The organism is Candidatus Pantoea communis (assembly GCF_011752685.1).
GTDB lineage: Bacteria > Pseudomonadota > Gammaproteobacteria > Enterobacterales > Enterobacteriaceae > Pantoea > Pantoea communis.
On the sequence record NZ_VWXC01000002.1, the window covers coordinates 213,943 to 238,601 of the forward strand.

A 24,659-nucleotide genomic window follows, 5' to 3' on the forward strand; every position below is an offset into this window, starting at 1 on the left:
CTGGCCTGAAATGGGCCTGAATGCAGCGCCAATAAAGAAAAGGCGGCAAACCCCGGTTTCGCTGCCTCATAGCACACAACACATCACAATAAATGGGGTAAACATGGCTTTCTCTCCAATTCGTCGCCAACTGGTGATGGGCATGATGGCGGTCGCGCTGGTCGCGGGCGTTAACGTTAAAACGTTCGCCGCAGAAGATCTGCTGGCACAGGTGAAGAGCAAAGGTGAGCTGCGCGTGGGTCTGGAAGGCACCTATCCGCCGTTCAGTTTCCAGGATGAGAGCGGCAAGCTGACTGGTTTCGAAGTGGAGTTTGCGCAAGAGCTGGCGCAACACCTTGGTGTCAAAGCGGATCTGAAACCGACCAAGTGGGATGGCATGCTGGCGGCACTGGATTCTAAGCGCATCGACGTGGTGATCAATCAGGTAACGATTTCACCCGAGCGTAAGAAGAAGTATGACTTCTCCACGCCATACACCATCTCTGGCGTTCAGGCGCTGACGATGAAGAAAAATGCTGGCAGCATCACCAAGCCAGAGGATCTCTCTGGTAAGAAAGTCGGTGTCGGCCTGGGTTCTAACTACGAACAGTGGCTGCGTGACAACGTCAAAGGCGTCGATATCCGTACCTATGATGATGACCCAACCAAATACCAGGATCTGCGTTCAGGTCGTGTTGATGCCATTCTGGTGGACCGTTTAGCGGCGCTGGATCTGGTGAAGAAAACCGGCGACACCATGGCGGTAGCGGGCCCGGCCTTCTCTCGTCTCGAATCCGGCGTGGCGCTGCGTAAAGGCAATGACGATCTGCTGAAAGCCATTGATGCAGCGATTGCTGATATGCAGAAAGATGGCTCGCTGAGCAAACTCTCTGAGAAATGGTTCGGCGCGGACGTCACTAAATAATGCAGGAAAGCTTACAACTGGTGCTGGATTCAGCACCATTCTTACTCAAAGGCGCGCTGTTCACGCTGCAGCTGAGTATCGGCGGGATGTTCTTCGGTCTGGTGCTTGGCTTTGTGCTGGCGCTGATGCGCCTGTCACATTTCTGGCCAGTAAACTGGCTGGCGCGTATCTATGTGTCGATTTTCCGTGGCACGCCGCTTATCGCCCAGCTGTTTATGATCTACTACGGCTTGCCGCAGTTCGGTATTGAGCTGGATCCGATTCCCTCGGCGATGATCGGTTTGTCATTAAATACAGCAGCCTATGCCTCTGAATCCCTGCGTGGCGCGATTGCGGCGATTGAACGTGGGCAGTGGGAAGCGGCGGCCAGTATCGGCATGACGCCATGGCAAACCTTGCGCCGCGTGATCCTACCTCAAGCGGCACGTACCGCTTTGCCACCGCTCGGTAATAGCTTTATCAGCCTGGTGAAAGACACCTCGCTGGCGGCCACCATTCAGGTGCCGGAGCTGTTCCGTCAGGCGCAATTGATCACCTCACGTACGCTGGAAGTGTTCACCATGTATCTGGCTGCCTCGCTGATTTACTGGGTAATGGCGACGGTGCTGTCGGCGTTGCAAAACCGCCTGGAAGCGCATGTGAATCGACAGGATCGGGAGGCGAAATGAGTGCGATTGAAGTACGTCAGCTGGTGAAACAGTTTCACGGCCAGACCGTGTTGCACGGCATCGATCTGGATGTGGCACCGGGTGAAGTGGTGGCGATTATCGGGCCAAGCGGTTCGGGGAAAACCACCTTGCTGCGCAGTATCAATCTGCTGGAAGTGCCCGATAGCGGCCGCGTCACGGTGGGTAATATCACCATTGATGCCAGTATTGGGCTCAACAAGCAGAAAGAGCAGGTTCGCCGTTTGCGTCAGCAGGTGGGTTTCGTGTTCCAGAACTTCAATCTGTTCCCGCATCGTTCAGTGCTGGAGAACATCATTGAAGGGCCGGTGATCGTGAAGGGTGAACCGAAAGCAGAAGCCGTGGCGCGAGCCCGCAGCTTGCTGGAGAAGGTCGGTCTGCACGGCAAAGAGGAGAGCTTCCCGCGTCGTCTGTCCGGTGGACAGCAGCAGCGTGTCGCCATTGCGCGAGCGCTGGCGATGCGACCGGAAGTGATTCTGTTCGATGAGCCGACTTCGGCGCTGGATCCTGAGCTGGTGGGTGAAGTGCTGAATACCATCCGCGCGCTGGCGCAGGAGAAACGCACCATGGTGATCGTTACGCATGAGATGAGTTTTGCGCGTGACGTGGCCGATCGGGCGATCTTTATGGATCAGGGCCGTATCGTGGAGCAGGGCGCAGCGAAAGAGCTGTTCAGCCATCCGCAGCAGGCACGCACCCGACAATTTCTTGACAAGTTTCTTAACCAATAGTCTCAAGCGTCGTCTGGTTCTGACGGCGCTTTCTCTTTTCTCATCTGAATCCCTTCTCTCAGTTTCCTCTGAAAATTGTCAAAGAACTTTCAATTAACCAACTGAAAAATAATATTTTATTGCTTATAAAATTTTGCTGGCAAGGTGCAGAAGGATTTTTAAGACGCCCCCGATTGAGACATCTTTGTAAATATAAATAATTCTTTACAAATTCATGGCGCAATCAGGATCATAAAATGACACATGCCAGAAATGAAGTCCTCTGGATCAACACGTTAAAAGGTGCCTGCATCTTGCTGGTGGTGTTGCACCACTCGATTATCACCACTTTCGCTCCCTCACTGCATCACCTCACGGCCGGCATGGTACCTGCGCACTGGTGGGTGACCTTCAATACCTATCTTTCACCGCTGCGTATGCCCGCTTTTTTCTTTGTCTCAGGCCTGCTGGCGGCCAGTTCGATCGTCAAAAAGAGCTGGAAAGAGGTGTTTACCAAGAAGTTCAGCAATATCGTGTATCTCTATTTGCTGTGGGGGGTGATTCAGTGGCTGAGCATTCACTATATCTCCACGCACCTCGGTGAGCGGCTGTCCAGCACCAAAAACGCTGCCTATGCCGACACGCCGTTTGAGTTCCTTAAACTGCTGCTGACTTCCATGACCAGCCTCTGGTATCTGTACGCGCTGGCGGGCTTCTTCCTGTTCACCAAACTGTTCCACCGCCAGAAAATGGCGCTGATGGCACTGGCGATTGTCGCGACCTACGCTGCGCAGTTTAGCCTGATCCCTGGTTGGGGGCCGGCCAGCGTGGCGCAAAACTATCTCTACTTCCTGCTCGGCGTATTCTTCAGCCAGTCTTTGATTGAGATTAGCCAGCTTAAGCGCCAACACTGGCTGCTGCTGGCAGGCATCGCGGTGATTGGCGTGGTACATCATGTGGGGGGCATCTATAAAAACCCGTTCTACAGCCTGCTGACCATCGTGTTTGGTATCGTCGTGTGCCGTTTCCTCAATGAGCGCCTGAACATGGCGTGGCTGAACTGGATTGGCCGTAACACGCTGCAGATTTACGTACTGCACCGCATCTTCATAGAGTTGCTGGGACTGAGCGCGATTGCCCTGGCGCTGCATTACGGCTGGTTTGATCATGCGGCCTTCAGTTGGGCATGGGCGCTGCTGATGCCGATGACGGGCGTGGCGCTCTGCGTGACGATCTCACTGGCGGTGTGGTCACTGCTGAATCGCGGCCCAGGCAGAATATTATTCATCTATCCGCGACTGTTGAGAAAACCCGTGCCAGAGACAAAAGCGGCACCGCTGCAATAATCAAAAAGGGCCAGTTCGCTGGCCCTAATTATTTTCTCTTAGCACAATATTAATATCCGCGTTTATCCATCTGCCACATTTCATAATTGTCCGAATAAAATTTGATTTTAATTTGGTTTGTTTGTGGTGGATTGCTCTTAATTTCCCTGTGTTAATTGCTAACCTTATTTCCCTCGTCATACCCTTAGTGACTCTAATTTGGGAAGATATTGTTAGCCTGCTTAGCATTTGATTAATGTCTGGAACTGTAAAGTATTGTTATATCAGGGCCAGTAAAAAACTTTTAGGACTTTCGCTAGAGTCATCCCCCGCCAGCTTGTTTAATAATCGTTGAATAACCAGAAATGCATCATTGTTTATTTCCTCATACTTCTCCTTAAAGACCTACACAGCAGCGGGAGTTAATCATATGAATAACGCCAGGAAAGAAGATATTGCATGGGTCAATACCCTGAAAGGGGCCTGCATATTGCTGGTGGTGTTGTACCACACCGTATTACCCGGATTTGAAGGAACGGTGAAATTATTGACGGCGGGTTGGATACCGGCAGAAATATGGGTGCAGTTTAATACTGTTTTATCTCCGCTGCGTATGCCAGCCTTTTTCTTTGTTTCGGGCTTGCTGGCAACCAACGGGATTCTTAATCGTCCGTGGAAGCAGGTATTTACCAGTCGTATTACCAATCTGTTCTATCTGTATATTTTATGGGGCTTTATTCAGTGGTGGTCGATTGTGGGCATCTCCACAGAGATCACCGGCCAGCGTATCTCACACAATCTGAATGCCGCCTATGCGGGTTCACTGTTTGAGTTCCTGAAGCTGACGTTTATGGCGATGAGCACCTCGTGGTATCTGTACGGACTGGCACTGTATTTCCTGTGTGCGAAGATCTTCCACAAACAGAAAGTGGCGTTGCTGGTGGTCGCGGTTGCGCTTAACTATCTGGCGGTGGAGAAGATCATTCCATACTGGGGACCGCAAAGCGTGGCGCAGTACTTCCTGTTCTTCCTGCTTGGCGCGTTCTGGAGCCCGCTGATGCTGCGTATGAGCGAATGGCGTCGTGAAAATCTCGTGCCATGGGCACTGCTGGCGGCGGTATCAGGGATTCACATTATCTTCGGTCTGGATAAGAGCCTGTTCCTGTGCATCATCGCGGTGCTGGCGAGCGTGGCGGCTTGCCGCTGGCTTAACGCGCACTTTAAGATGACGTACTTTAACTGGATTGGCCGTAACACCCTGCAAATCTACGTGATCCATCGTATTTTCATTGAGTATTTTGGCATGTCAGCGATTCTGTTCGCTCAGCGCAATCACCTGTTTGACTATGCCTGGTTCTCCGTGTTGTGGGCGTGTTTCTATCCGGTGGCGATTGTGGGGATTTGCTCGCTGCTGTCGGTGGCGGTGTGGTCTGTCACCAATCGCGGGTTGGGGCAGTCGCTGTTCGTCTTCCCGACCTTGATTGGCATGAAGCGCAACAAGTCTGTGGCTTAAGCTCAAAGTACAAAACAGTAGCGCCGCAACAAGTGGATATACTCGTCGCGGCGCGCCATGAAAAAGGGCCCTTGCGGGCCCTTATCTTTTTAACCAATGGTCATCAGACTGGCGTTACCACCCGCTGCGGCGGTATTTACACTCAGTGAGCGCTCTATCAACAGACGTTCCAGCAGCAGATTGGTTTCGCCACGCGCGAAGCCCTGTACCGAAACAATCGCACCGTCCCGCGCGGCAACCTGCTCGCACAGCACGCGCAATTGATCCGCGTCACCGTGGTAGATCACCGCATCAAACCCGGCTGCCAGCAAATCTTTCACCAACACCACGTGTTTTTGCACGGCGGCAGGTAGTGATTTGCGCAGTGCGCGATGCAACTCATCATCCTGCCACAGCGCCTGGCTGCCCACGCTGGTCACTGCCGCCAGTTGTGTCAGTGCGTCTTGCTCGTTATCCGCAATACAGAGGACGTGATCGCGCGGCAGAAGCGTGAAGGTGTTACGTTCACCCGTTGGGCCGGGCAGCAGTCGCACCGTACCCGCCTGCGCCAGCTCGTCATAACGCTGACAGAGTGCCAGCAGTTCAGGTTTATCCTGCGCCCAGCTCTGCAATGCCTGGTGCGCGCTCATCAGCTCAGCACGAACGGAACTGTCGACTGGACGCTCGGCATCCTGACGATCGAAGGTCTTACGCAGTGCACTGTCTGGGCGGTTTGCCAGCAGGCGATAGAGATACAAAGGACCTCCGGCTTTTGGACCGGTGCCGGATAAACCTTCTCCACCAAAGGGCTGAACGCCCACGACTGCGCCGACCATATTGCGGTTCACATACAGGTTACCGACCTTCGCGCCTGCCGTGACTTGTGCGATGGTTTCATCGATACGCGTGTGCACACCCAGCGTCAGACCGTAACCAGAGGCGTTAATCTGATCGATCAGCTGTGGCAGGCTGTTACGCGCATAACGCACCACGTGCAGCACTGGGCCAAACACTTCTTTATCCAGATCGCTCACCTGACCCAGCTCGATCAGGGTGGGCTTGATAAAGGTGCCGCTGGTCCACTCTTTGCTGTCTTGCGGATTGTCCTGCGCCGCCTGATACACGGTGAAACCTTTATTGCGCATCGCCTGAATGTGGCGCTCGATGTTACCTTTGGCTTCGGCGTCGATCACCGGGCCGATATCCGTAGAGAGACGTTCCGGATTGCCCATGCGGCATTCGGCCATCGCGCCACGCAGCATTTTCAGGGTGTGATCGGCGACATCATCTTGTACGCACAGCAGACGCAGCGCCGAGCAACGCTGTCCGGCGCTGTCAAAGGCGGAGGCAACGATATCGACCACCACCTGCTCAGTCAGCGCCGAAGAATCCACGATCATGGCGTTCATGCCGCCGGTTTCAGCAATCAGCGGCGTTGGGCGGCCTTGCGGATCGAGACGACCCGCCAGATTGCGTTGCAGCAGCGTCGCGACGGCGGTGGAACCGGTGAACATCACACCGCGTACTCGCTCGTCACCCGTTAACTGTGCACCAACAGTCTCGCCCTGGCCCGGCAGCAGTTGCAGCACACCTGATGGCACGCCCGCATCCAGCATGATTTGTACCGCCTGCGCGGCAATCAGCGGCGTCTGCTCTGCGGGTTTCGCCAGCACGCTGTTACCGGCTGCCAGTGCTGCAGCAATCTGACCGGTGAAGATCGCCAGCGGGAAGTTCCACGGGCTGATGCACACCACCGGGCCGAGCGGACGATGGGTTTCGTTATCGAAATCATCACGCACCATACCGGCGTAGTAATAGAGGAAATCAACCGCTTCACGCACCTCGGCAATGGCGTTGTTGTAGGTCTTACCTGCTTCACGCACCAGCAGGCCAATCAGTTGCTGCATCTGGCCTTCCATCGCTTCGGCGGCGCGCTCCAAAATGGCTGCACGTTCTTGTGGCGGGGTGGCAAACCAGATTGGACCGGCATTCACTGCGGCATCCAGCGCTTCCGAGACTTCTGCTTCGCTGGCATCGCGCACGCTGCCCACCACATCGGCTGGCGCAGACGGGTTGAGTACCGGACGGCTCACGCCGTCACCCAGCTCACCTTCGACCAGCGGCTGGGCAATCCATGGCTGGCTGGCGCTATTGAGCAGGGCGCTGGAGAGTGATGCCAGACGATGTTCGTTAGCCAAATCCAGACCGGCTGAGTTGGCGCGCTTCTGACCATACAGATCGCGCGGCAGCGGGATTTTCGGATGCGGTAAACCGACTGCGCCTTCGGTCAGCGCCATCTTCTCCACCGCAGAAACCGGATCGGCAACCAGCTCATCCAGCGGCAGGGTGTTATCCGCGATGCGGTTAACAAACGAGGTGTTGGCCCCGTTTTCCAGTAAGCGACGTACCAGATAGGCGAGCAGGGTTTCATGGGTGCCGACCGGTGCGTAGATACGGCACGGACGGTTCAGTTTGCCGTCTGCCACTTTGCCGACCACCTGCTCATACAGCGGTTCACCCATGCCGTGCAGGCACTGGAACTCGTACTGACCCGGATAGTAGTTATTGCCTGCCAGCTGATAGATCGCTGCCAGCGTGTGAGCGTTATGAGTAGCAAATTGCGGGTAGATCAGATTCGGTACCGCCAGCAGTTTGCGGGCGCAAGCCAGGTAAGAGATGTCGGTGTACACCTTGCGGGTATAAACCGGATAACCTTCCAGCCCTTCAATCTGCGCACGTTTGATTTCGCTATCCCAATACGCGCCTTTTACCAGACGGATCATCAGGCGACGGCGGCTACGTTGGGCGAGATCGATCAGGGCGTCGATCACAAACGGGCAGCGCTTCTGGTATGCCTGAATCACAAAGCCAATCCCGTTCCAGCCGTCCAGTTCCGGCTCGAAGCACAGTTTTTCCAGCAGATCGAGCGACAGTTCCAGACGGTCTGCTTCTTCCGCATCGATATTGATACCGATGTCGTAAGAGCGCGCCAGTAAGGTCAGTGATTTGAGGATCGGATATAGCTCTTCCATCACGCGCTCATACTGCGCGCGGCTATAGCGAGGATGCAGGGCCGACAGTTTGATCGAGATGCCCGGACCTTCATAGATGCCACGGCCATTGGAAGCTTTACCAATGGCATGGATCGCCTGCTGATAGGACACCAGATAAGCTTTGGCATCGCTGGCGGTCAGCGCCGCTTCACCCAGCATATCGTAGGAGTAGCGGAAGCCTTTCTCTTCCAGTTTGCGCGCATTGGCCAGTGCTTCCGCAATGGTTTCGCCGGTGACGAACTGCTCGCCCATCAGGCGCATCGCCATATCCACGCCTTTGCGGATCAGCGGTTCTCCACTCTTACCAATAATGCGATTAAGTGAACGCGACAAGTTGGCTTCATTGTGAGTCGATACCAGACGTCCGGTAAACAGCAGACCCCAGGTCGCGGCGTTAACGAACATCGACGGGCTGCGGCCCAGATGCGACTGCCAGTTGCCATTGCTGATTTTGTCGCGAATAAGCGCATCACGAGTTGGTTTGTCGGGAATACGCAGCAGCGCTTCCGCCAGACACATCAGCGCCACGCCTTCCTGCGAAGAGAGGGAGAACTCTTGTAACAGGCTTTGCACCATTCCGGCGCGTCCGGTTGCACCTTTTTGGTGACGCAACTTATCCGCCAGGCTATAAGCCAGCTGATGGGTTTTCTCGGCCAGCGGGGCAGGGAGACGCGCCTGCTCCAGCAGCATCGGTACCGCATCGGTTTCCGGACGACGCCACGCAGCGGTGATGGCAGAGCGCGTGACCGACTGCGGCAAAATATGTTCAGCGAAGTCGAGGAAGGGCTGGAATGACTCGTCTGCCGTGCCTTCTTCACTGGCGGCGTCGGCGAGCTGGAGGGGAATTTCCGGCAAAGATTCACCGGCTTCCAGCTGCGAAAGGTAGTTAAAAATCGCCTGTTTGATCAGCCAGTGTGGCGTACGGTCAATTTTACCTGCCGCCAATTTAATGCGATCGCGGGTGGCTTCATCCAACTTCACCCCCATGGTGGTCGTTCCCATGATTTCCTCGTCCTCAAAATATGATTCAACATCAGCGTGGGCTGCACTATCACTCATGTTGCAACTTTGTGCAACCATGTTAAATGTGACCTGAGTTGCACGTTTATCAACACTTAAAATCGGTCATGTGAAGAAACGGCACAAAACTTGCTGCAAGAAGCTCGCCAAAGTTGCAACTCCCGTCAACGAGAGCACTCTCATGTTGAACAAGGTGCAACTCAAAGTGTGAGCGTGTGCAACCTATTGGCATTAAATCAGCGAAGTCAGGTGAAACCATTGTGACAGCTGTGTTAAATGCATTGTGCGCGCCGCCCCTTTGCGGCAGGATACCGCGCCTTAAGAGAAATCGCTTTCTCTGGATGCGGTAAAGCCCTGATGCCGTCCCGTTCCGGTGGCTCAGGAAAAAAGATTTCTCTTAACGGATTAAATAATAAGTGGAGAGAGTATGAGTATGAGTACACCGATGTTGGTGACCTTTGTAATTTATAACCTGGGAATGGTGCTGATTGGCTTTATTGCCTACCGTTCGACCAAAAACTTTGACGACTACATTCTGGGCGGACGCAGTTTAGGCAGTGTGGTCACCGCACTGTCAGCGGGTGCATCAGATATGAGCGGTTGGTTGCTGATGGGCTTACCCGGCGCCATCTTCCTTTCCGGCATTTCAGAAAGCTGGATCGCCATTGGCCTGACCATCGGTGCCTGGCTTAACTGGAAAATTGTGGCAGGTCGCCTGCGCGTGCAGACCGAACATCACGATAATGCCTTAACGCTGCCGGACTTCTTCTCCAGCCGTTTCGAAGACAAAAGCAAGCTGCTGCGTGTTATCTCCGCTGTAGTCATTCTCATCTTCTTCACCATTTATTGCGCATCAGGCGTGGTTGCGGGTGCACGTCTGTTTGAAAGCACCTTCGGTATGGATTACCAAACTGCGCTGTGGGCCGGTGCTGCTGCCACCATTCTTTATACGCTGGTGGGCGGATTCCTGGCGGTGAGCTGGACCGATACCGTGCAGGCCAGCCTGATGATCTTCGCGCTGATCCTCACCCCGGTGTTTGTGATTATCGCGGTAGGTGGCCTGGATGATTCACTGGCGGTGATCGAAGCAAAAAGTCTTGAAAACCTCGACATGCTGAAAGGGCTCAACTTTGTTGCCGTTATCTCCTTACTCGGCTGGGGCCTGGGTTACTTTGGACAACCGCATATTCTGGCGCGCTTTATGGCGGCGGATTCACATCACTCGATTCGTACTGCACGTCGTATTGGCATGACCTGGATGATCCTGTGCCTGGCCGGTGCCGTGGCGGTGGGCTTCTTCGGTATCGCCTACTTCCAGAACCACCCTGAACAAGCGGCAGGCGTAAGCCAGAACGGCGAACGCGTGTTCATTGAACTGGCGCGTATCCTGTTTAACCCGTGGATTGCTGGCATCCTGCTGTCTGCGATTCTGGCAGCGGTGATGTCCACCTTAAGCTGCCAGCTGCTGGTGTGTTCAAGCGCCCTGACAGAAGACCTTTACAAAGGCTTCCTGCGTAAAAATGCCAGTCAAAAAGAGCTGGTGTGGGTAGGGCGTTTAATGGTGCTGCTGATTGCGTTGATCGCTATCGCGCTGGCGGCCAATCCGGAAAACCGTGTGCTCGGCTTAGTCAGCTATGCATGGGCGGGCTTTGGTGCTGCCTTCGGTCCGGTTGTTCTGTTCGGCGTATGCTGGAAACGTATGACCCGCAATGGCGCGCTGGCCGGGATGGTGATTGGTGCACTGACCGTGCTGCTGTGGAAGCAATATGGTTACACCGAGCTGTATGAAATCATTCCTGGCTTCATCTTCGCCAGCATCGCGATTGTGGTGTTCAGCCTGATCGGCAAAGGCCCATCAAAAGAAGCACAAGCGCGCTTCGCCGCCGCTGAAGCTGAATACAACACCAAGTAATTTGTCTCTGATACATCAAGCCCGCCCTTCAAACGGCGGGTTTTTTTATGGAATCGACCAGGCTCCGACACTCGATTTAAAACAACGGGTGATAACGCAGTCTGGTGCCTTTCTGCTCTGAAGCTTCTGTGCGTGTCATTAAAATCGGCAATGCTTAAACATTCAATTCAACGCAATACCACAGCCAAACGTCCAATAAAGGCCATTCCGAAGAGCGAAGCGTCCGCGCCATGGACGGCGCGGCCGATCTGCAGGGATGCGTGGTTTCTTCGCGATCGGGATGGCCTTTAGTGGACAATGCGCTGAATTCGAAGCGACACCTCTGCACTGAACCTGAAGCGACACCTCTGCACTGAACCTGAAGCGATAACTCTGCACCGAACGTGCAGCAGCGGAAACCCGGCATTGAACCTGCAGCGATATCCCCGTACTGAGCTTGCAGCCACACCCCAGCACTGAATATTTATCTGAACGCTGAAATCCCCATCACCCCTTTTCACAGAATCCGTATTACAGCCCGCAAATGAGAAATAATTTCATTCAGTGACTTGTAATTTTACCCGCGATAATGATAATCGATATCGTTTGCACTTTACGTATTTTTACCTAATGTTTACCCTGCTTAACAATCAAGAGGTTGGTGATGTTCGTACCGTTTCTCATTATGCTGCGTGAAGGTCTTGAAGCAGCTCTCATCGTCAGCCTGATTGCCAGCTACCTGAAACGCACCCAGCGTACTCAGTGGTTCCCCGCGATGTGGGCGGGTGTCTTCATTGCCGCGGCACTCTGCTTAGGCCTTGGCATCTTCATCAATGAAACCACCGGCGAATTCCCGCAAAAACAACAAGAACTGTTTGAAGGCATCGTCGCGGTCGTCGCGGTGGTCATCCTCACGTCCATGGTCTTCTGGATGCGCAAAGTCTCGCGCAATATCAAAGCCACACTGGAACGCTCGGTGGACCAGGCATTGCAAAAACAGGGCGGCGGTGGCTTCCCGCTGGTTCTCATGGTCTTTCTGGCCGTGGCGCGTGAAGGTCTCGAATCCGTCTTCTTCCTGCTGGCGGCTTTCACCCAGGATGTTGGCTATGCGCCGCCGATTGGCGCGGTGCTGGGCTTATTAACGGCGATTGTTTTGGGCATGCTGCTCTACTACGGCGGCATCCGCCTTAACCTGGCGAGCTTCTTCCGCTGGACCAGCTTATTCATCCTCTTTGTTGCGGCAGGCCTGGCAGCAGGAGCGATTCGTGCCTTCCATGAGGCAGGTCTGTGGAACCACTTCCAGGACATTGCTTTCGATCTCAGCAACACGCTTTCCACCCACTCGGTGGTCGGTACGCTGCTGGAAGGCATTCTCGGCTATCAGGAAACGCCAAGCCTCAGTGAAGTGGCGGCCTGGCTTATCTACCTGATTCCGGCGCTGCTGCTGTTCTTCTTCCCGGCGCGCCCAACGGCCAGTGCTGCGCGCACCACACGCTGAAATTAAATCAGGCGCGATTGCGCGCCTGTTCTTCCATGTAACAGGGATATCACTATGACGATTCGCTTCCGCCGTAAGGCGCTGTTGGTTTCAATGCTGGCTCTCTCAGGCGCTGCATCTGCTGCATCCATCCCGCAAGTCACGGTTACCGTCACTGACAAACAGTGTGAGCCGATGTCACTCAATGTGCAGGCGGGTAAAACCCAGTTCATCATCAAAAACAACAGCCAGAAAGCGCTGGAGTGGGAAATCCTGAAAGGGGTGATGGTGGTAGAAGAGCGTGAAAACATCGCGCCGGGCTTTAGCCAGAAACTGACTGCGAACCTCGAAGCAGGCGAATATGACATGACCTGTGGCTTGCTGACCAATCCGAAAGGCAAACTGGTGGTGTCAGGTGAGTCGAAAACGGCAGCCAAAGGCAAAACCGACATCATGCAGCTGGCCGGCCCAATCACGGACTACAAAACCTACGTGATGAGCGAAGTCAAAGAGCTGGTGGCGGGCACCCAGGCCTTCACCGATGCGGTTAAAGCGGGCGACCTGGAAAAAGCCAAAGCGCTGTACGCACCGACCCGTGCGCACTACGAGCGTATCGAACCGATTGCAGAACTGTTCTCCGATCTGGACAGCAGCATCGATGCCCGTGAAGATGACTTCGAGAAAAAAGCCGAAGACCCGAAATTTACCGGTTTCCACCGCATCGAAAAAATCCTGTGGGCCGACAAAACCACCAAAGGTGCAGAAGAGTTTGCGACTAAGCTGAATCAGGACGTGCTGGATCTGCAGACCCGCATCAGTGAACTGGCCTTCCCTCCGGCGAAAGTGGTCGGTGGCGCAGCAGGCCTGATCGAAGAAGTGGCGGCCAGCAAAATCTCGGGTGAAGAAGATCGTTACAGCCGTACCGACCTGTCCGACTTCCAGGCCAATATCGACGGTGCACAGAAAATCGTTGATCTGCTGCGTCCACAGCTGCAAAAAGCTAACCCGCAGCTGCTGGCGAAAGTCGATGCTAACTTTAAGAAAGTCGACAGCATCCTCAGCAAATACCGCACCAAAGACGGTTTCGAATCTTACGAGAAACTGACTACCGCTGACCGCAATGCGCTGAAAGGGCCGATCACCACTCTGGCGGAAGATCTCTCCCTGCTGCGCGGAACTTTAGGTCTCGACTAATCATGAGCCATAAAAATGACGCGGCAGAGCCGTCGCGTCGTCGTTTATTACAGGGGTTAGGTATGTTGGGCGGCGCGGCCGCCCTGAGTGGCGGTTGTCCGTTCCATACGGCAGCCGCGGCTGACAGCTTCTCTCCTGGCACGGTTGCACCCGATGCGCGCCAGCAGGCGCAACCTTTCTACGGCCCGCATCAGGCTGGCATTATCACCCCGCAGCAAGCTTCGATGATGCTGGTGGCCTTTGACGTCTTAGCCAGTGATAAAAGTGACCTCGAGCGTCTGTTCCGTCTGCTCACAGCGCGCTTCGCTTTCCTGACCAAAGGAGGCGCCGCGCCAGTTGTCACCAACCCGCAGCTGCCGCCAATGGATTCCGGCATTCTTGGCGCCGATATCGCACCCGATAATCTCACCATGACGCTGTCCGTGGGCACCTCGTTGTTTGATGAGCGCTTTGGTTTGAGTGCACACAAACCGACGCAACTGCAAAGCATGACGCGCTTCCCCAACGATTCGCTGGATGCCGATCAGTGTCACGGCGATCTGCTGCTGCAAATCTGCGCCAATACGCAAGATACGGTGATACACGCACTGCGCGACATCATTAAGTACACGCCCGATCTGCTGGCCGTGCGCTGGCGGCGCGACGGCTTTATCGCCGACCACGCCGCACGCAGTCACGGTAAAGAAACGCCGATCAATCTGCTGGGCTTTAAAGATGGCACCGCTAACCCTGACACGCATAATCCTGCGTTGATGGATCAGTTGCTGTGGGTCACTGCAAATCAACAAGAACCGGCATGGACGCAGGGCGGCAGTTATCAGGCGGTGCGTATCATTCGTTTCCACGTTGAAATGTGGGATCGCACTCCACTGGGTGAACAGCAAACGATATTCGGTCGTGAGAAACTTTCCGGTGCGCCGCTGGGCATGAAAGAGGAACATGACGTGCCGGATTACAGCAAAGACCCGGATGGCGATGTCATCGCGCTGGATGCGCATATCCGTCTCGCTAACCCACGCACGCCGGAAACCGACAGCAGTTTAATGCTGCGCCGGGGTTACAGTTACTCCTCAGGGATTACCGGTTCGGGGCAGCTAGATATGGGACTCTTGTTCGTTTGCTATCAGCATGATTTAGCCAAAGGCTTTATCACCGTGCAAAAACGTCTCAATGGCGAAGCGCTGGAAGAATATATTCGTCCGATTGGCGGAGGATACTTTTTCGTTTTGCCCGGCGTCCCTGACGAAAAACATTACCTTGGCCAGCCTTTACTGCAGGTCTGATTAATAAACGCACCGTGCCAGCACAGCGATAAGGTTGCGCTGGCGCTTTTTTCACCGTCCGTAAACTTTCCTTTGGTCGCTTCCACTTCCGAATGTTCCGAAAAAGTTCGTCGCACGTCAAATAATCCATCCCACTGAAAATGCGAGATAATTTAATTTAAGACGAAAATTCTCATGCTTCGCTTATCTGTTTTTCTTTGTCGTGACGTAAAAATACTGTTGCAAAGCATGGTTAATATGATGCACTTTACTCATAAGCGTTGTCAGTTGTGTGGCTAAGTCCACTGGAGTTCGCGCATGACCCGGTCCTTCTATGGACAGTTAAATACACTTCAGCTAGCGCAGTACACTGCGGGGGATTTCTTCCCTCCAAAGTATCCTCTTCACTTTTCAATTACCGTTTCCGAACTAACGCCAATTCTCTACCGGTGCGCTTCAGCGCTTCGTCGTTGTTGCACACTATTTTCAATGGCCAGACCCGGCTTACAAGGAAGCCAAACAAACCTCTAAAGCGTTCAAGTCATCGCCGCGGGTGATCCGCCGCGATAAATGAAACCAACTGTAAGGTGCCACTATGGGAAGACAGAAAGCAGTGATCAAAGCGCGTCGTGAAGCAAGAAGAGTCGTTCGTAGTGATTCTCGCAGTCACCGTCAGCGCGAAGAAGAATCGGTCACTTCGCTGGTGCAGATGGGTGGGTTGGACTCAATTGGTATGGCGCGTGATTCACGCGATCGCGGTCCGATTGAAGCCAGAAATGAAGCTCAGGCGCACTATCTTAATGCCATAGAAACGAAACAGCTGATATTCGCCACCGGTGAAGCCGGTTGCGGTAAAACCTGGATTAGCGCAGCCAAAGCGGCTGAGGCCCTGATCAATAAGGATATCGAAAGGATTATTGTGACGCGCCCGGTTCTGCAGGCGGATGAAGACCTCGGTTTCCTTCCTGGGGATATTTCCGAGAAGTTCGCCCCGTATTTCCGACCGGTATACGACGTTCTGGTTAAACGTCTCGGCGCTTCCTTTATGCAGTACTGCCTGCGGCCTGAAATTGCCAAGGTAGAGATTGCGCCCTTCGCATATATGCGCGGACGTACGTTTGAAAATGCCGTAGTGATCCTTGATGAGGCACAAAACGTCACTGCGGCACAGATGAAGATGTTCCTGACACGCTTAGGCGAGAACGTGACGGTTATCGTCAACGGTGATATCACCCAGTGTGACTTGCCGTCCCATGTCAAATCCGGTCTTGCTGATGCGCTGGCGCGTTTCGAAGAAGACGAGATGATTGGTGTGGTGCGTTTCGACAAAAACGACTGCGTCCGTTCGGCACTTTGCCAGCGCACGCTGCTGGCTTACGGTTAACGATTTAGAAGTTGATTGAGAGTGTAGCGAAGCAAAACCCGGCGCAAGCCGGGTTTTTTTATTGCTACTTAGCCTGGTTCAATGGCGCGCATCAATAACTGCTGGTTAGGAAAATCAATCAGAACACGATGGTGCTGTAAGAAATCGGTGCCTAATATACCCTCCGCTGCCATTCGCGAGTCAACATCATCTAATAGCACGACATCGATATCTATTTCCCCGGATGTTGTGTTTTTGATATTTATTTGAGTCGCCCGGCAGCCTTCATAATCCAATTCGTCGATGACTTCTTTGCAGGGATAAACGTTCTCTGTTCTATTTAAACGTTTACTCCACAGCATTGAGTGTGATGCGCCGGTATCCAGCAGCATATTAAAGGTTTCATTATTCTTCATTGCCTCAATGATAATACCCTCATGGGTTAAGGTTAACGGCAGCGTTAACCATTGCTGACGATCGATATTGAAATCGTCCAGCCGATCAGCCACGGAAAAAAGGCGATGCTGATAATCGATGAGCAGGGCTTTCTGCCGGAATAGCCCCAATCCGATAACCATACTTTCCGGACGTTTGCCGTCAGGCTGCAGCGTCAGCCCCCATGGAACCAGGGAAATCCCTTCAACATTCTCAAAGTTCATACCATTGACGTAAACATGGTGGAACATGAATTTATCATGCAGGAACACTTCGCCGGTCAGATCGGTGGTTCGCACTTTCTCCTTAAGGGATTTTAACCAGGTCACCTGTCGTATAAATGACTGATCAAAATGGAAAGCAAATGCGGAGCCGGTATCAAGCATGAACTCGCCATCCTGACCATTAATATTCAGTGTTGCAATCGGTACTGCACTCTCATCGAATTTAAACGGAATTTCTATTACCGCTTCAGCTAACGAGGTGAATGTCATGGCGCAGATAAAAATGCCATGATGCATAAATCCCTTCATTTATTGTTTTTCCCTATATTAGTATTAACTTCCCCAGGCGTCTTCAGTGTCGGTATTCATAAAACGCGAAAGGTTTACTCCTTATGCTGCGTTATTTTTTATCCAAAAATGTTTTACGCGTCATTTTGTGATCGAACACAGGAACATCCTCGGAGAACCGTGCAGTACGTGCATCACGCTCATAGCCCTGAGGTTCACACAGGAGTTGATAAAGCTCCGGGCGACGACCATGGATCCAGCGGCGTCCGGTAGACATCGCCAGTAACGAGAGATCCAGGTCGGCACTCACCAGCGTATCCCTGAAGGAAGTGGTTTCGTTAACGATGCGGCCATAGGGGTCAATCACCATCGCATTGCCGGTACGGATCTCGCCGTTATCCAGTCCGACGGCATTACTGAACAGGACGAAAAGCCCGTTATCGTGCGCACGCGAAGGCAGCCAGCGCATCAACCAGCCTCGACCGCTGTCGCTAGCCAGAGCGATTTCCAGTGCGCTGGGATCGCTTTCTCGGTTTTCCCACAGGCTCACCGGAATGGGTTTCATACCAAAGGGACTGCGTGAATGGGTGCCACCTGTTTGATGCGGGGCAATCAGAATATCGGCTCCCATGAGCGCGGTGATGCGGACGTTATCGGTTAAATTATTGTCCCAGCAAATCAGAATCCCGACTTTCACCCCCCATGGCGTGTCAAACACGGTGAATTCATTTCCCTGGGCGATGCCCGCATGTTCGAAAGCATGGATCTTACGATGTACTTGGCGTTGGCCATCCGGCATGCAGACCGCATAGGCATTGTAGAGCAGTCCATTATCATGCTTTTCGATGTAGCCGGCGCCGATCGCCATCTGATGCTTTTCCGCCAGGCTCGCGATACGCGCCAGTGACGGGCTGTTTTCCGTGCGCTCGGCCAGGGCTTCGACCTCTGTAATGGGCAGATCCGGCACATGCCAGTAACCCGTGATGCACATTTCAGGAAAGGTTAATATTTTGACTTCTTCTTGTGCGGCCTGCGCGATAAAGCGCTCCATCACGGAAAGATTGTAAGCTTTGTCGCTGGCGCGATGGCAAAACTGCACGGTGGCAACGCGAAGTGAATGTTCCATGGTGATTCTCCAAAAGGAAGTAGGTCGCTATTTCACCAGAGGGAAATCCACCGTGTATAATCACAACTTCTCCCACTTTGATAACCGATTGGAATGGATATTAAACTGTTACGCGCCTTTGTGACGCTGGCGCAAGAAGGCACCTACCACTCGGCGGCCAATAAGCTCTGCATCACCCAGCCCGCACTCTCGAAACAGATCCAGACACTGGAGCACCTTTCTGGTGTGACGTTATTTCAGCGCGGCCGGCATGGCGCGCGGTTAACGGTGGCGGGAGAGCAGTTATTAGCGGCTGCCAGCGAGGCAGTGGAGCGCTACGCGGATTTCTTTGCTGATGTGACGGCGATCCAAAGAGGGGATTCAGGAAAACTCACTCTGGGTTTTGGCATCTCTTCTTATCTTTTTGCTGCCAAACGTGTCGCTGCCTTTCGCGTTCGTTATCCCGGCGTACAGGTCTCGCTCAACGATATGCCTTCGGCGGTTCAGACCCAACGGCTTGCTGAAGGACGACTGCAGGTGGGATTTGTGCGCTTACCCGTGCCTGAACCACTGCAAAGTCACAGTCTGGATACGGAACAATTAGTGCTGGCGGTAGCCGCTGATCAATTATTGAGTCACTTAGAAACAACGCAGGTTATTGAAAATCATCAACTCTTACAGTTGGCACCTCAGCGGGGCGAAGGGCTCACTACGCAGGCCGATCAATTCCTGACCGCAAGAAACCTCACGCCGCGCACGGTGTCGGCTGCTGATGATATTCAGACGTTACTGGCGCTGGTGGCCGCTGGTGATGGTGTGGCGTTACTGCCGGCGAGTGTGAAACACATCCTGCCTGTAGGCGTCACACTATTGCCGCTGGAAGGCGAGCATACCCAATGGCACACCGGTTTGGCGTGGAATGGTCAGATTAAGGACCCGCTAAGAGACAAGTTTTTAGCGATGGTAATGGAAGATGGCCAGATAAATTAACGATGTGGCTGAATTGAAGACAAAAAAAAGCCTGAACTTTCGTTCAGGCTCTTCTTCGAAATGATGGCGGTGAGAGGGGGATTCGAACCCCCGATACGTTGCCGTATACACACTTTCCAGGCGTGCTCCTTCAGCCACTCGGACATCTCACCACATTTTTTCTGCCAACCGCACTGGGTCAACGGGGCGCTACTATAGGGAGTTACCTGAATACGGTCAAGCCCTATTTTCTCCTTTTGTTCTATCCGCTTAAGCTCTGTGCAGCTTGCTGCATCTCTCGCCGAACTGCGTGTTCTGTCATCAAATTATTCCCTCTCTGCCACAAAAGTGTCACCAGACTGTCGCAGACTTGTCTGCGGAAACATTTGGTTATATTTACTGATAAGGATGCTTATAAATGAAACACATACCTCTTTTCACGGTTTCTCTGCTGGCTTCACTCATCGCGACGTCAGCAGTGGCAGACACAACAACGTATAGCCGCGCCGCCACCGGTGATATCACCGAACACGGTGGCGCGCGCCGCCTCAGCAGCGACCAGACGGAAGCGCTGAAAGCCTCACTCGTTAATACCACGGCCAAAAACGTCATCTTATTGATCGGCGATGGCATGGGTGACTCGGAAATCACCGCCGCACGAAATCAGGCGATGGGCGCGGGTGGTTTCTTCCCAGGCATTGATGCGCTGCCGTTAACCGGTCAGTACACCCACTACTCGTTAGACAAGAAAACTCACAAACCGAATTACGTGACCGATTCGGCTGCCTCCGCGACCGCCTGGGCGACGGGCACCAAATCTTATAACGGCGCCATCGGCGTAGACGTTAATGGCAAGGATCAGGTCACCATTCTGGAGTTGGCGAAAGCCGCTGGGAAAGCCACCGGTAACGTCTCGACTGCAGAATTGCAGGATGCCACGCCCGCCGCTTTGATGGCGCATGTCACGTCGCGTAAATGTTATGGCCCGGAGAAAACCAGCGAGCTGTGTCCCACCAATGCGCTGGAGCAGGGCGGTAAAGGGTCTATCAGCGAGCAGATGCTGAAGACCCGCCCAGATGTCACCCTTGGCGGCGGGGCGAAATCGTTCTCTGAAAGCGCCAAAGCGGGTGAATATCAGGGTAAAACCCTGCGCGAGCAGGCTCAGGCGTTGGGCTTCCAGCTGGTTGATAACCTTGATGGCATGAATGCCATCCAACAGGCCGATCAAACGAAACCGGTACTGGGGCTGTTCTCCGATGGCAATATGCCGGTTCGCTGGCAGGGACCAAAAGCCAGCTATCACGGCAATATCGATAAACCGGCGGTGACCTGTGAAGTGAATAAAGATCGCCCGGCATCAACACCAACATTGGCGCAGATGACCAAAAAGGCGATTGATCTGCTGAGCACCAATGAGAAAGGTTTCTTCCTGCAGGTGGAAGGCGCGTCAATTGATAAACAGGATCACGCGGCGAACCCGTGCGGCCAGATTGGCGAAACGGTGGATCTGGATGAGGCCGTGCAGCAGGCGCTGGCTTTTGCACGTGAACACGGTGACACGCTGGTGGTAGTGACGGCAGACCATGCGCATAGCAGCCAGATTATTGAAAATGGCAGCAAAGCCCCAGGCCTGACCCAGGCGGTGAACACCAAAGATGGTGCGGTCATGACCATCAGTTACGGTAACTCTGAAGAGGATTCTCAGGGGCATACCGGCACACAGTTGCGCATCGCGGCCTATGGGCCTTATGCGGCTAACGTGGTGGGCCTGACCGATCAGACGGACTTGTTCTTTACGCTGAAGGATGCGATGGGCATCAAGTAATCACTCCCGGCAGCAACGAGAATCCCCGCATCAGCGGGGATTTTTTGGGCTGCAGATTGGTGCGAATTACAATCCGCGCTGCGCCATTAAGCGCGCTAAATCCACCAGACGATTTGAGAATCCCCACTCGTTATCGTACCAGGCGAGGATTTTCACCAGGTTGCCGCCAATCACCAGGGTAGAGAGCCCATCAATGATCGATGAACGTGGATCGCCCTGATAGTCGCTGGAGACCAGTGGCTCATCGCTGTATCCCAGAATGCCTTTTAATGGACCCTCAGCGGCGGCGGCCTTAAATGCATTGTTCACTTCTTCTGCCGTCACATCACGCTTCAGCGTCACGGTGAGATCCACAATCGACACCACTGGCACCGGCACGCGCAATGAATAGCCCGTCAAACGTCCATCCAGTTCCGGGATCACACGGCCCAGCGCTTTTGCCGCACCGCTGGAGTAAGGCACAATCGACAGGGCGGCGGCACGTGCACCGCGCAGATCTTTCTCCGGCTGATCGTGCAGCACCTGACTATTGGTATAAGCATGGGTGGTATTCATCAGGCCATGTTCAATGCCGAATGCCTGATGCAATACTTGCGCGGCTGGCGCGAGGCCGTTGGTCGTGCAACTGCCGTTACTCACCACGAAATGCTGCTGGGGATCGTAACGCTGGTCGTTCACGCCCAGCACAATCGTCAAATCATCGTTTTTACCAGGAGCGGAGATGATCACCCGTTTTGCGCCGCCGTGCGTGATATGCACTGCCGCTTTCTCGCGCTCGGTGAAGAAGCCGGTGGCTTCAATCACAATATCAACACCCACGTCACGCCAGCGGATATTGGCCGGGTCGCGTTCGCTGAACACCCGCACCGGCTTACCATCGATGCGCAGCTCACCTTCACCGGCCTCAACTTCTGCAGGAAGTCTGCCTAACAATGAGTCGTGTTTGAGCAGATGCGCCAGCGTTTTGCTGTCGGTGAGATCGTTAATCGCCACAATCTCAATATCGTTACTGCCCAGTGCGGCGCGGAACACGTTACGTCCGATACGGCCAAAGCCGTTAATGCCAATCTTAATCATCATTGACTCCTTATCCGAAGTGGTTGCAGTCAATGTAGGACGATGTGTGATTGGCGTAAACGACAAAAAAGGATCACTTTACGCCATTTTGCGGCAGTGAAAGCGTTGGCGATATTCACCCGGAGTGAGATGCAGCTGGCGCTCAAAACTGCGGCGCAAATTGATGCTGCTGCCAAATCCGGTGTCGAGGGCGATGCGTTCCAGCGTCGCGCGGCTCTGTTCCAACAGTTCTCGTGCGGCGGCCAGTCGCGCTTCTGCGACATAGCGCGCCGGTGACGCACCGGTTTCACGGGTGAATACGCGGGTGAAATTGCGGGGGCTCATGGCGACACGTTCGGCCAATTTCTCAACCGACAGATCTTTCGCCAGGTTGGCGCGTATCCAGCTTTGCAGATCGTGGATCGGGCCGGTGCTGGTTTGTTGTAGCTGGTAGCGGCTGAACTGCATCTGTCCGCCGGGGCGACGCAAATACATCACCATATCCTGAGCGATATCGCGTGCCACGCTGAAGCCAAAATCCTCTTCAACCAGCGCCAGCGTGAGATCAAAGCCGGAGCTGACGCCGCCGGACGTCCAGATTGGACCATCCTGAATATACAGCGGACCCCCTTCCACCTGAACACGGGGGAAGCGGGTTTGCAGGGTTTCCAGCAGGCGCCAGTGTGACGTGGCGCGGCGTCCATCCAGCAAACCGGCTTCAGCGAGCAGCATCGCGCCACCACAAATTGACACCACACGCCGAGCCTGCGGAGCCGCCAGCCTGATGAAATCCACCACCATATTGCCCTCTTCAACGCTGTCACCGCGTCCGGTAATCATGATGGTGTCCCAGGCGGCGCGGGGATCTAATTCGGCCAGCTTCAGGTCAGCCAGCAGGTTGAGGCCCGACTGACCATGGATCACCTGATGCGGCTGCGTGGTGGCGATACTGACACGATAACGTGGCTGATCAACGCCGACCGGCAGGTGCAGGTTGGCGTGCATCAGGATGTCGGCAATACCGGCGGCTTCAAACAGCATGCCGCCATCGGGAACAATAACGAGGAAATGCTTCATGGCGTAAAATGCTCATCGTGGCAAATTAAGCCAGATTATCGCACGGCGTCGTTATTTTTGCTGGTAATACGGTCCCTGGGTGATCGAATTACGCAGCACCAGTCGGCCCGGCATCAGTGGCTGCGCCGTCACGCTTTCGCCATCCAGCATTTTAGACAGTTGCGTTAATGCGCTCGACACCATCTCAGCAACCGGAACATGCACCGTGGTTAACGCCGGCAAGAGATAGGGCGCAACCGGGATATCATCAAAGCCCAGCAAGGAGACGTCATGCGGGATGCGCAAACCCGCGTTGTGCAAGGCGCAAGCGGCGCCAATCGCCATATCATCATTGCTGGCGACAATCGCGGAAAATCTGACTTTACGACGCAACAGTGCTTCAACCGCCAGTTGCCCACTGGCGCTGGTCCAGCAGCCATCCAGCATCAGGTTTTCATCGTATTCAATGCCATTTTCCATCAACGATGAAATATAGCCTTTCAGGCGACTTAATCCGGTGTGAGAGCTGCCCATCCCTTTGATAAAAGCGATCTCGCGGTGGCCCTGAGCAATTAAATGATTCACCGCGTTGAGGGTGTCATTTTCGTGGTCAGCACACACCGAATATTGCGGATGCTGCTTCAAACGGCGGTTTAACACGATTAACGGCTTACTCATACCAGGAATAAGGGCATCAATATCTTCCACGCTTAAATAGCGCGGATAGATGATCACGGCATCGCAATAGCTATCGATTAAAAAGTTTATGGCTTCACGCTCTTGCTGCGCATTGTGTTTACCATCGCCCAGCACCAGTTGTGAACCGAGTTTTTCCGTCATGGTCGCGGCCTGGAATAACAGCTCGGTAAAAAAGGGACCATTGTAAAGCGTGTTGGGCACCATCAGACCAATACTGTGCGAACGGTTGGTCGCAAGACTTCGTGCCAGCAGGTTAGGACGGTAATCCATCTCATCTATGGCCAGCATCACCCGATCCCGCACCGTTTTAGACACATAAGCATGGCCAGCCAGCACCCGTGACACCGTGGCTTTTGACACACCTGCGCGTTTTGCGACATCAAGCATTGTCGTCATTTATCTTCCTTCTCAGCGTTCTCGCGCATTGTAGCGCAAAAGCTCAATCTGAAAACTGCAGAGTGAGGCTCTTCTAACCGATAACGTTTTTTCTCATTATCATCCGATTTCATCACATATTTAAAAGGCTAACAAAAAAATAATATGAAACCGGTCTCAGATTAATCATATTTTCACTCTTTAAATAAGGGTTAACGGTTTGAGTTATGGATCACAAAAAGAACAAATT

Annotated in this window: 18 protein-coding genes and 1 tRNA gene; 12 read left to right on the forward strand and 7 right to left on the reverse strand. The window is 53.7% G+C overall.

The genetic code is table 11. The features are described 5' to 3' along the window. The first annotated feature begins 103 nt into the window (after positions 1 to 103). The 5 genes from tcyJ (at position 104) to F3J37_RS05130 (ending at position 5,138) form a co-directional block, all read left to right on the forward strand. Complete coding sequence (gene tcyJ, locus F3J37_RS05110) at positions 104 to 904, forward strand: cystine ABC transporter substrate-binding protein (RefSeq protein WP_034824352.1); 801 nt, start codon at positions 104 to 106, stop codon at positions 902 to 904. Then, entirely contained in the window at positions 904 to 1,572 is a 669-nt protein-coding gene (tcyL, locus tag F3J37_RS05115; RefSeq protein ID WP_045815117.1) for a cystine ABC transporter permease, read from the forward strand. The genes tcyJ and tcyL overlap by 1 nt, the downstream gene beginning before the upstream one ends. Continuing rightward, positions 1,569 to 2,321, forward strand: coding sequence for an L-cystine ABC transporter ATP-binding protein TcyN (tcyN, locus tag F3J37_RS05120; RefSeq protein ID WP_034824347.1), 753 nt, complete (start codon positions 1,569 to 1,571; stop codon positions 2,319 to 2,321). The genes tcyL and tcyN overlap by 4 nt, the downstream gene beginning before the upstream one ends. 236 nt (positions 2,322 to 2,557) lie before the next feature. Beyond that, positions 2,558 to 3,646 (forward strand): acyltransferase family protein, encoded by a 1,089-nt coding sequence (locus F3J37_RS05125; protein WP_034824344.1) that lies wholly within the window; start codon positions 2,558 to 2,560, stop codon positions 3,644 to 3,646. 409 nt (positions 3,647 to 4,055) lie between these two features. Then, a complete protein-coding gene (locus tag F3J37_RS05130; protein WP_166932227.1) occupies positions 4,056 to 5,138 on the forward strand; it encodes an acyltransferase family protein in 1,083 nt (360 codons plus the stop codon). An 89-nt stretch (positions 5,139 to 5,227) separates the two neighbouring features. Here F3J37_RS05130 and putA read toward each other — a convergent pair whose 3' ends face one another. After that, on the reverse strand, positions 5,228 to 9,172 hold the full coding sequence (putA, locus tag F3J37_RS05135; RefSeq protein ID WP_166932229.1) for a trifunctional transcriptional regulator/proline dehydrogenase/L-glutamate gamma-semialdehyde dehydrogenase: 3,945 nt from the start codon (positions 9,170 to 9,172) through the stop codon (positions 5,228 to 5,230). Positions 9,173 to 9,617: 445 nt separating this feature from the next. Here putA and putP point away from each other — a divergent pair, with 445 nt between their 5' ends. The 5 genes from putP (at position 9,618) to phoH (ending at position 16,398) form a co-directional block, all read left to right on the forward strand. Further along, on the forward strand, positions 9,618 to 11,102 hold the full coding sequence (gene putP / locus F3J37_RS05140; RefSeq protein ID WP_166932230.1) for a sodium/proline symporter PutP: 1,485 nt from the start codon (positions 9,618 to 9,620) through the stop codon (positions 11,100 to 11,102). A 643-nt stretch (positions 11,103 to 11,745) separates the two neighbouring features. Then, positions 11,746 to 12,579: an iron uptake transporter permease EfeU gene (gene efeU / locus F3J37_RS05145; protein ID WP_166932231.1), complete on the forward strand. Its 834-nt coding sequence runs from the start codon at positions 11,746 to 11,748 to the stop codon at positions 12,577 to 12,579. A 54-nt stretch (positions 12,580 to 12,633) separates the two neighbouring features. Continuing rightward, entirely contained in the window at positions 12,634 to 13,752 is a 1,119-nt protein-coding gene (efeO, locus tag F3J37_RS05150; RefSeq protein WP_034824332.1) for an iron uptake system protein EfeO, read from the forward strand. Between the two features lie 2 nt (positions 13,753 to 13,754). Next, positions 13,755 to 15,035, forward strand: a complete 1,281-nt coding sequence (gene efeB, locus F3J37_RS05155) for an iron uptake transporter deferrochelatase/peroxidase subunit (RefSeq protein WP_166932233.1) — start codon at positions 13,755 to 13,757, stop codon at positions 15,033 to 15,035. Positions 15,036 to 15,609: 574 nt separating this feature from the next. Continuing rightward, positions 15,610 to 16,398 carry a phosphate starvation-inducible protein PhoH gene (phoH, locus tag F3J37_RS05160; RefSeq protein WP_034824330.1) on the forward strand — a complete coding sequence of 263 codons (789 nt, stop codon included), beginning with the start codon at positions 15,610 to 15,612 and terminating at the stop codon, positions 16,396 to 16,398. 68 nt (positions 16,399 to 16,466) lie between these two features. Here the strand turns inward: phoH and F3J37_RS05165 are convergent, their stop codons facing one another. After that, positions 16,467 to 17,345, reverse strand: coding sequence for a pepsin/retropepsin-like aspartic protease family protein (locus F3J37_RS05165; protein ID WP_166932234.1), 879 nt, complete (start codon positions 17,343 to 17,345; stop codon positions 16,467 to 16,469). A gap of 91 nt (positions 17,346 to 17,436) precedes the next feature. Then, the gene (locus F3J37_RS05170) at positions 17,437 to 18,450 is read right to left on the reverse strand and encodes a nitrilase family protein (RefSeq protein ID WP_166932236.1); all 1,014 of its coding nucleotides are present in this window, start codon (positions 18,448 to 18,450) and stop codon (positions 17,437 to 17,439) included. A 93-nt stretch (positions 18,451 to 18,543) separates the two neighbouring features. Between F3J37_RS05170 and F3J37_RS05175 the strand changes: the two genes are divergently transcribed. Continuing rightward, entirely contained in the window at positions 18,544 to 19,419 is an 876-nt protein-coding gene (locus F3J37_RS05175; RefSeq protein WP_166932237.1) for a LysR family transcriptional regulator, read from the forward strand. 64 nt (positions 19,420 to 19,483) lie between these two features. Here the strand turns inward: F3J37_RS05175 and F3J37_RS05180 are convergent. Beyond that, positions 19,484 to 19,571 (reverse strand) — tRNA-Ser (locus F3J37_RS05180). Between the two features lie 245 nt (positions 19,572 to 19,816). On the opposite strand from F3J37_RS05180, the gene phoA reads away from it, so the two are divergent. Further along, positions 19,817 to 21,223, forward strand: a complete 1,407-nt coding sequence (gene phoA, locus F3J37_RS05185; RefSeq protein ID WP_166932239.1) for an alkaline phosphatase — start codon at positions 19,817 to 19,819, stop codon at positions 21,221 to 21,223. 66 nt (positions 21,224 to 21,289) lie between these two features. On the opposite strand, the gene gap is transcribed toward phoA, so the two are convergent. The 3 genes from gap to F3J37_RS05200 all read right to left on the reverse strand — a co-directional run bounded on the left by gap (position 21,290) and on the right by F3J37_RS05200 (position 24,430). Beyond that, the gene (gap, locus tag F3J37_RS05190) at positions 21,290 to 22,300 is read right to left on the reverse strand and encodes a type I glyceraldehyde-3-phosphate dehydrogenase (RefSeq protein WP_160868153.1); all 1,011 of its coding nucleotides are present in this window, start codon (positions 22,298 to 22,300) and stop codon (positions 21,290 to 21,292) included. A 78-nt stretch (positions 22,301 to 22,378) separates the two neighbouring features. After that, a complete protein-coding gene (locus tag F3J37_RS05195; RefSeq protein WP_097116820.1) occupies positions 22,379 to 23,356 on the reverse strand; it encodes a GlxA family transcriptional regulator in 978 nt (325 codons plus the stop codon). A 51-nt stretch (positions 23,357 to 23,407) separates the two neighbouring features. Further along, entirely contained in the window at positions 23,408 to 24,430 is a 1,023-nt protein-coding gene (locus F3J37_RS05200; RefSeq protein ID WP_160868144.1) for a LacI family DNA-binding transcriptional regulator, read from the reverse strand. Positions 24,431 to 24,659: the final 229 nt, after the last annotated feature.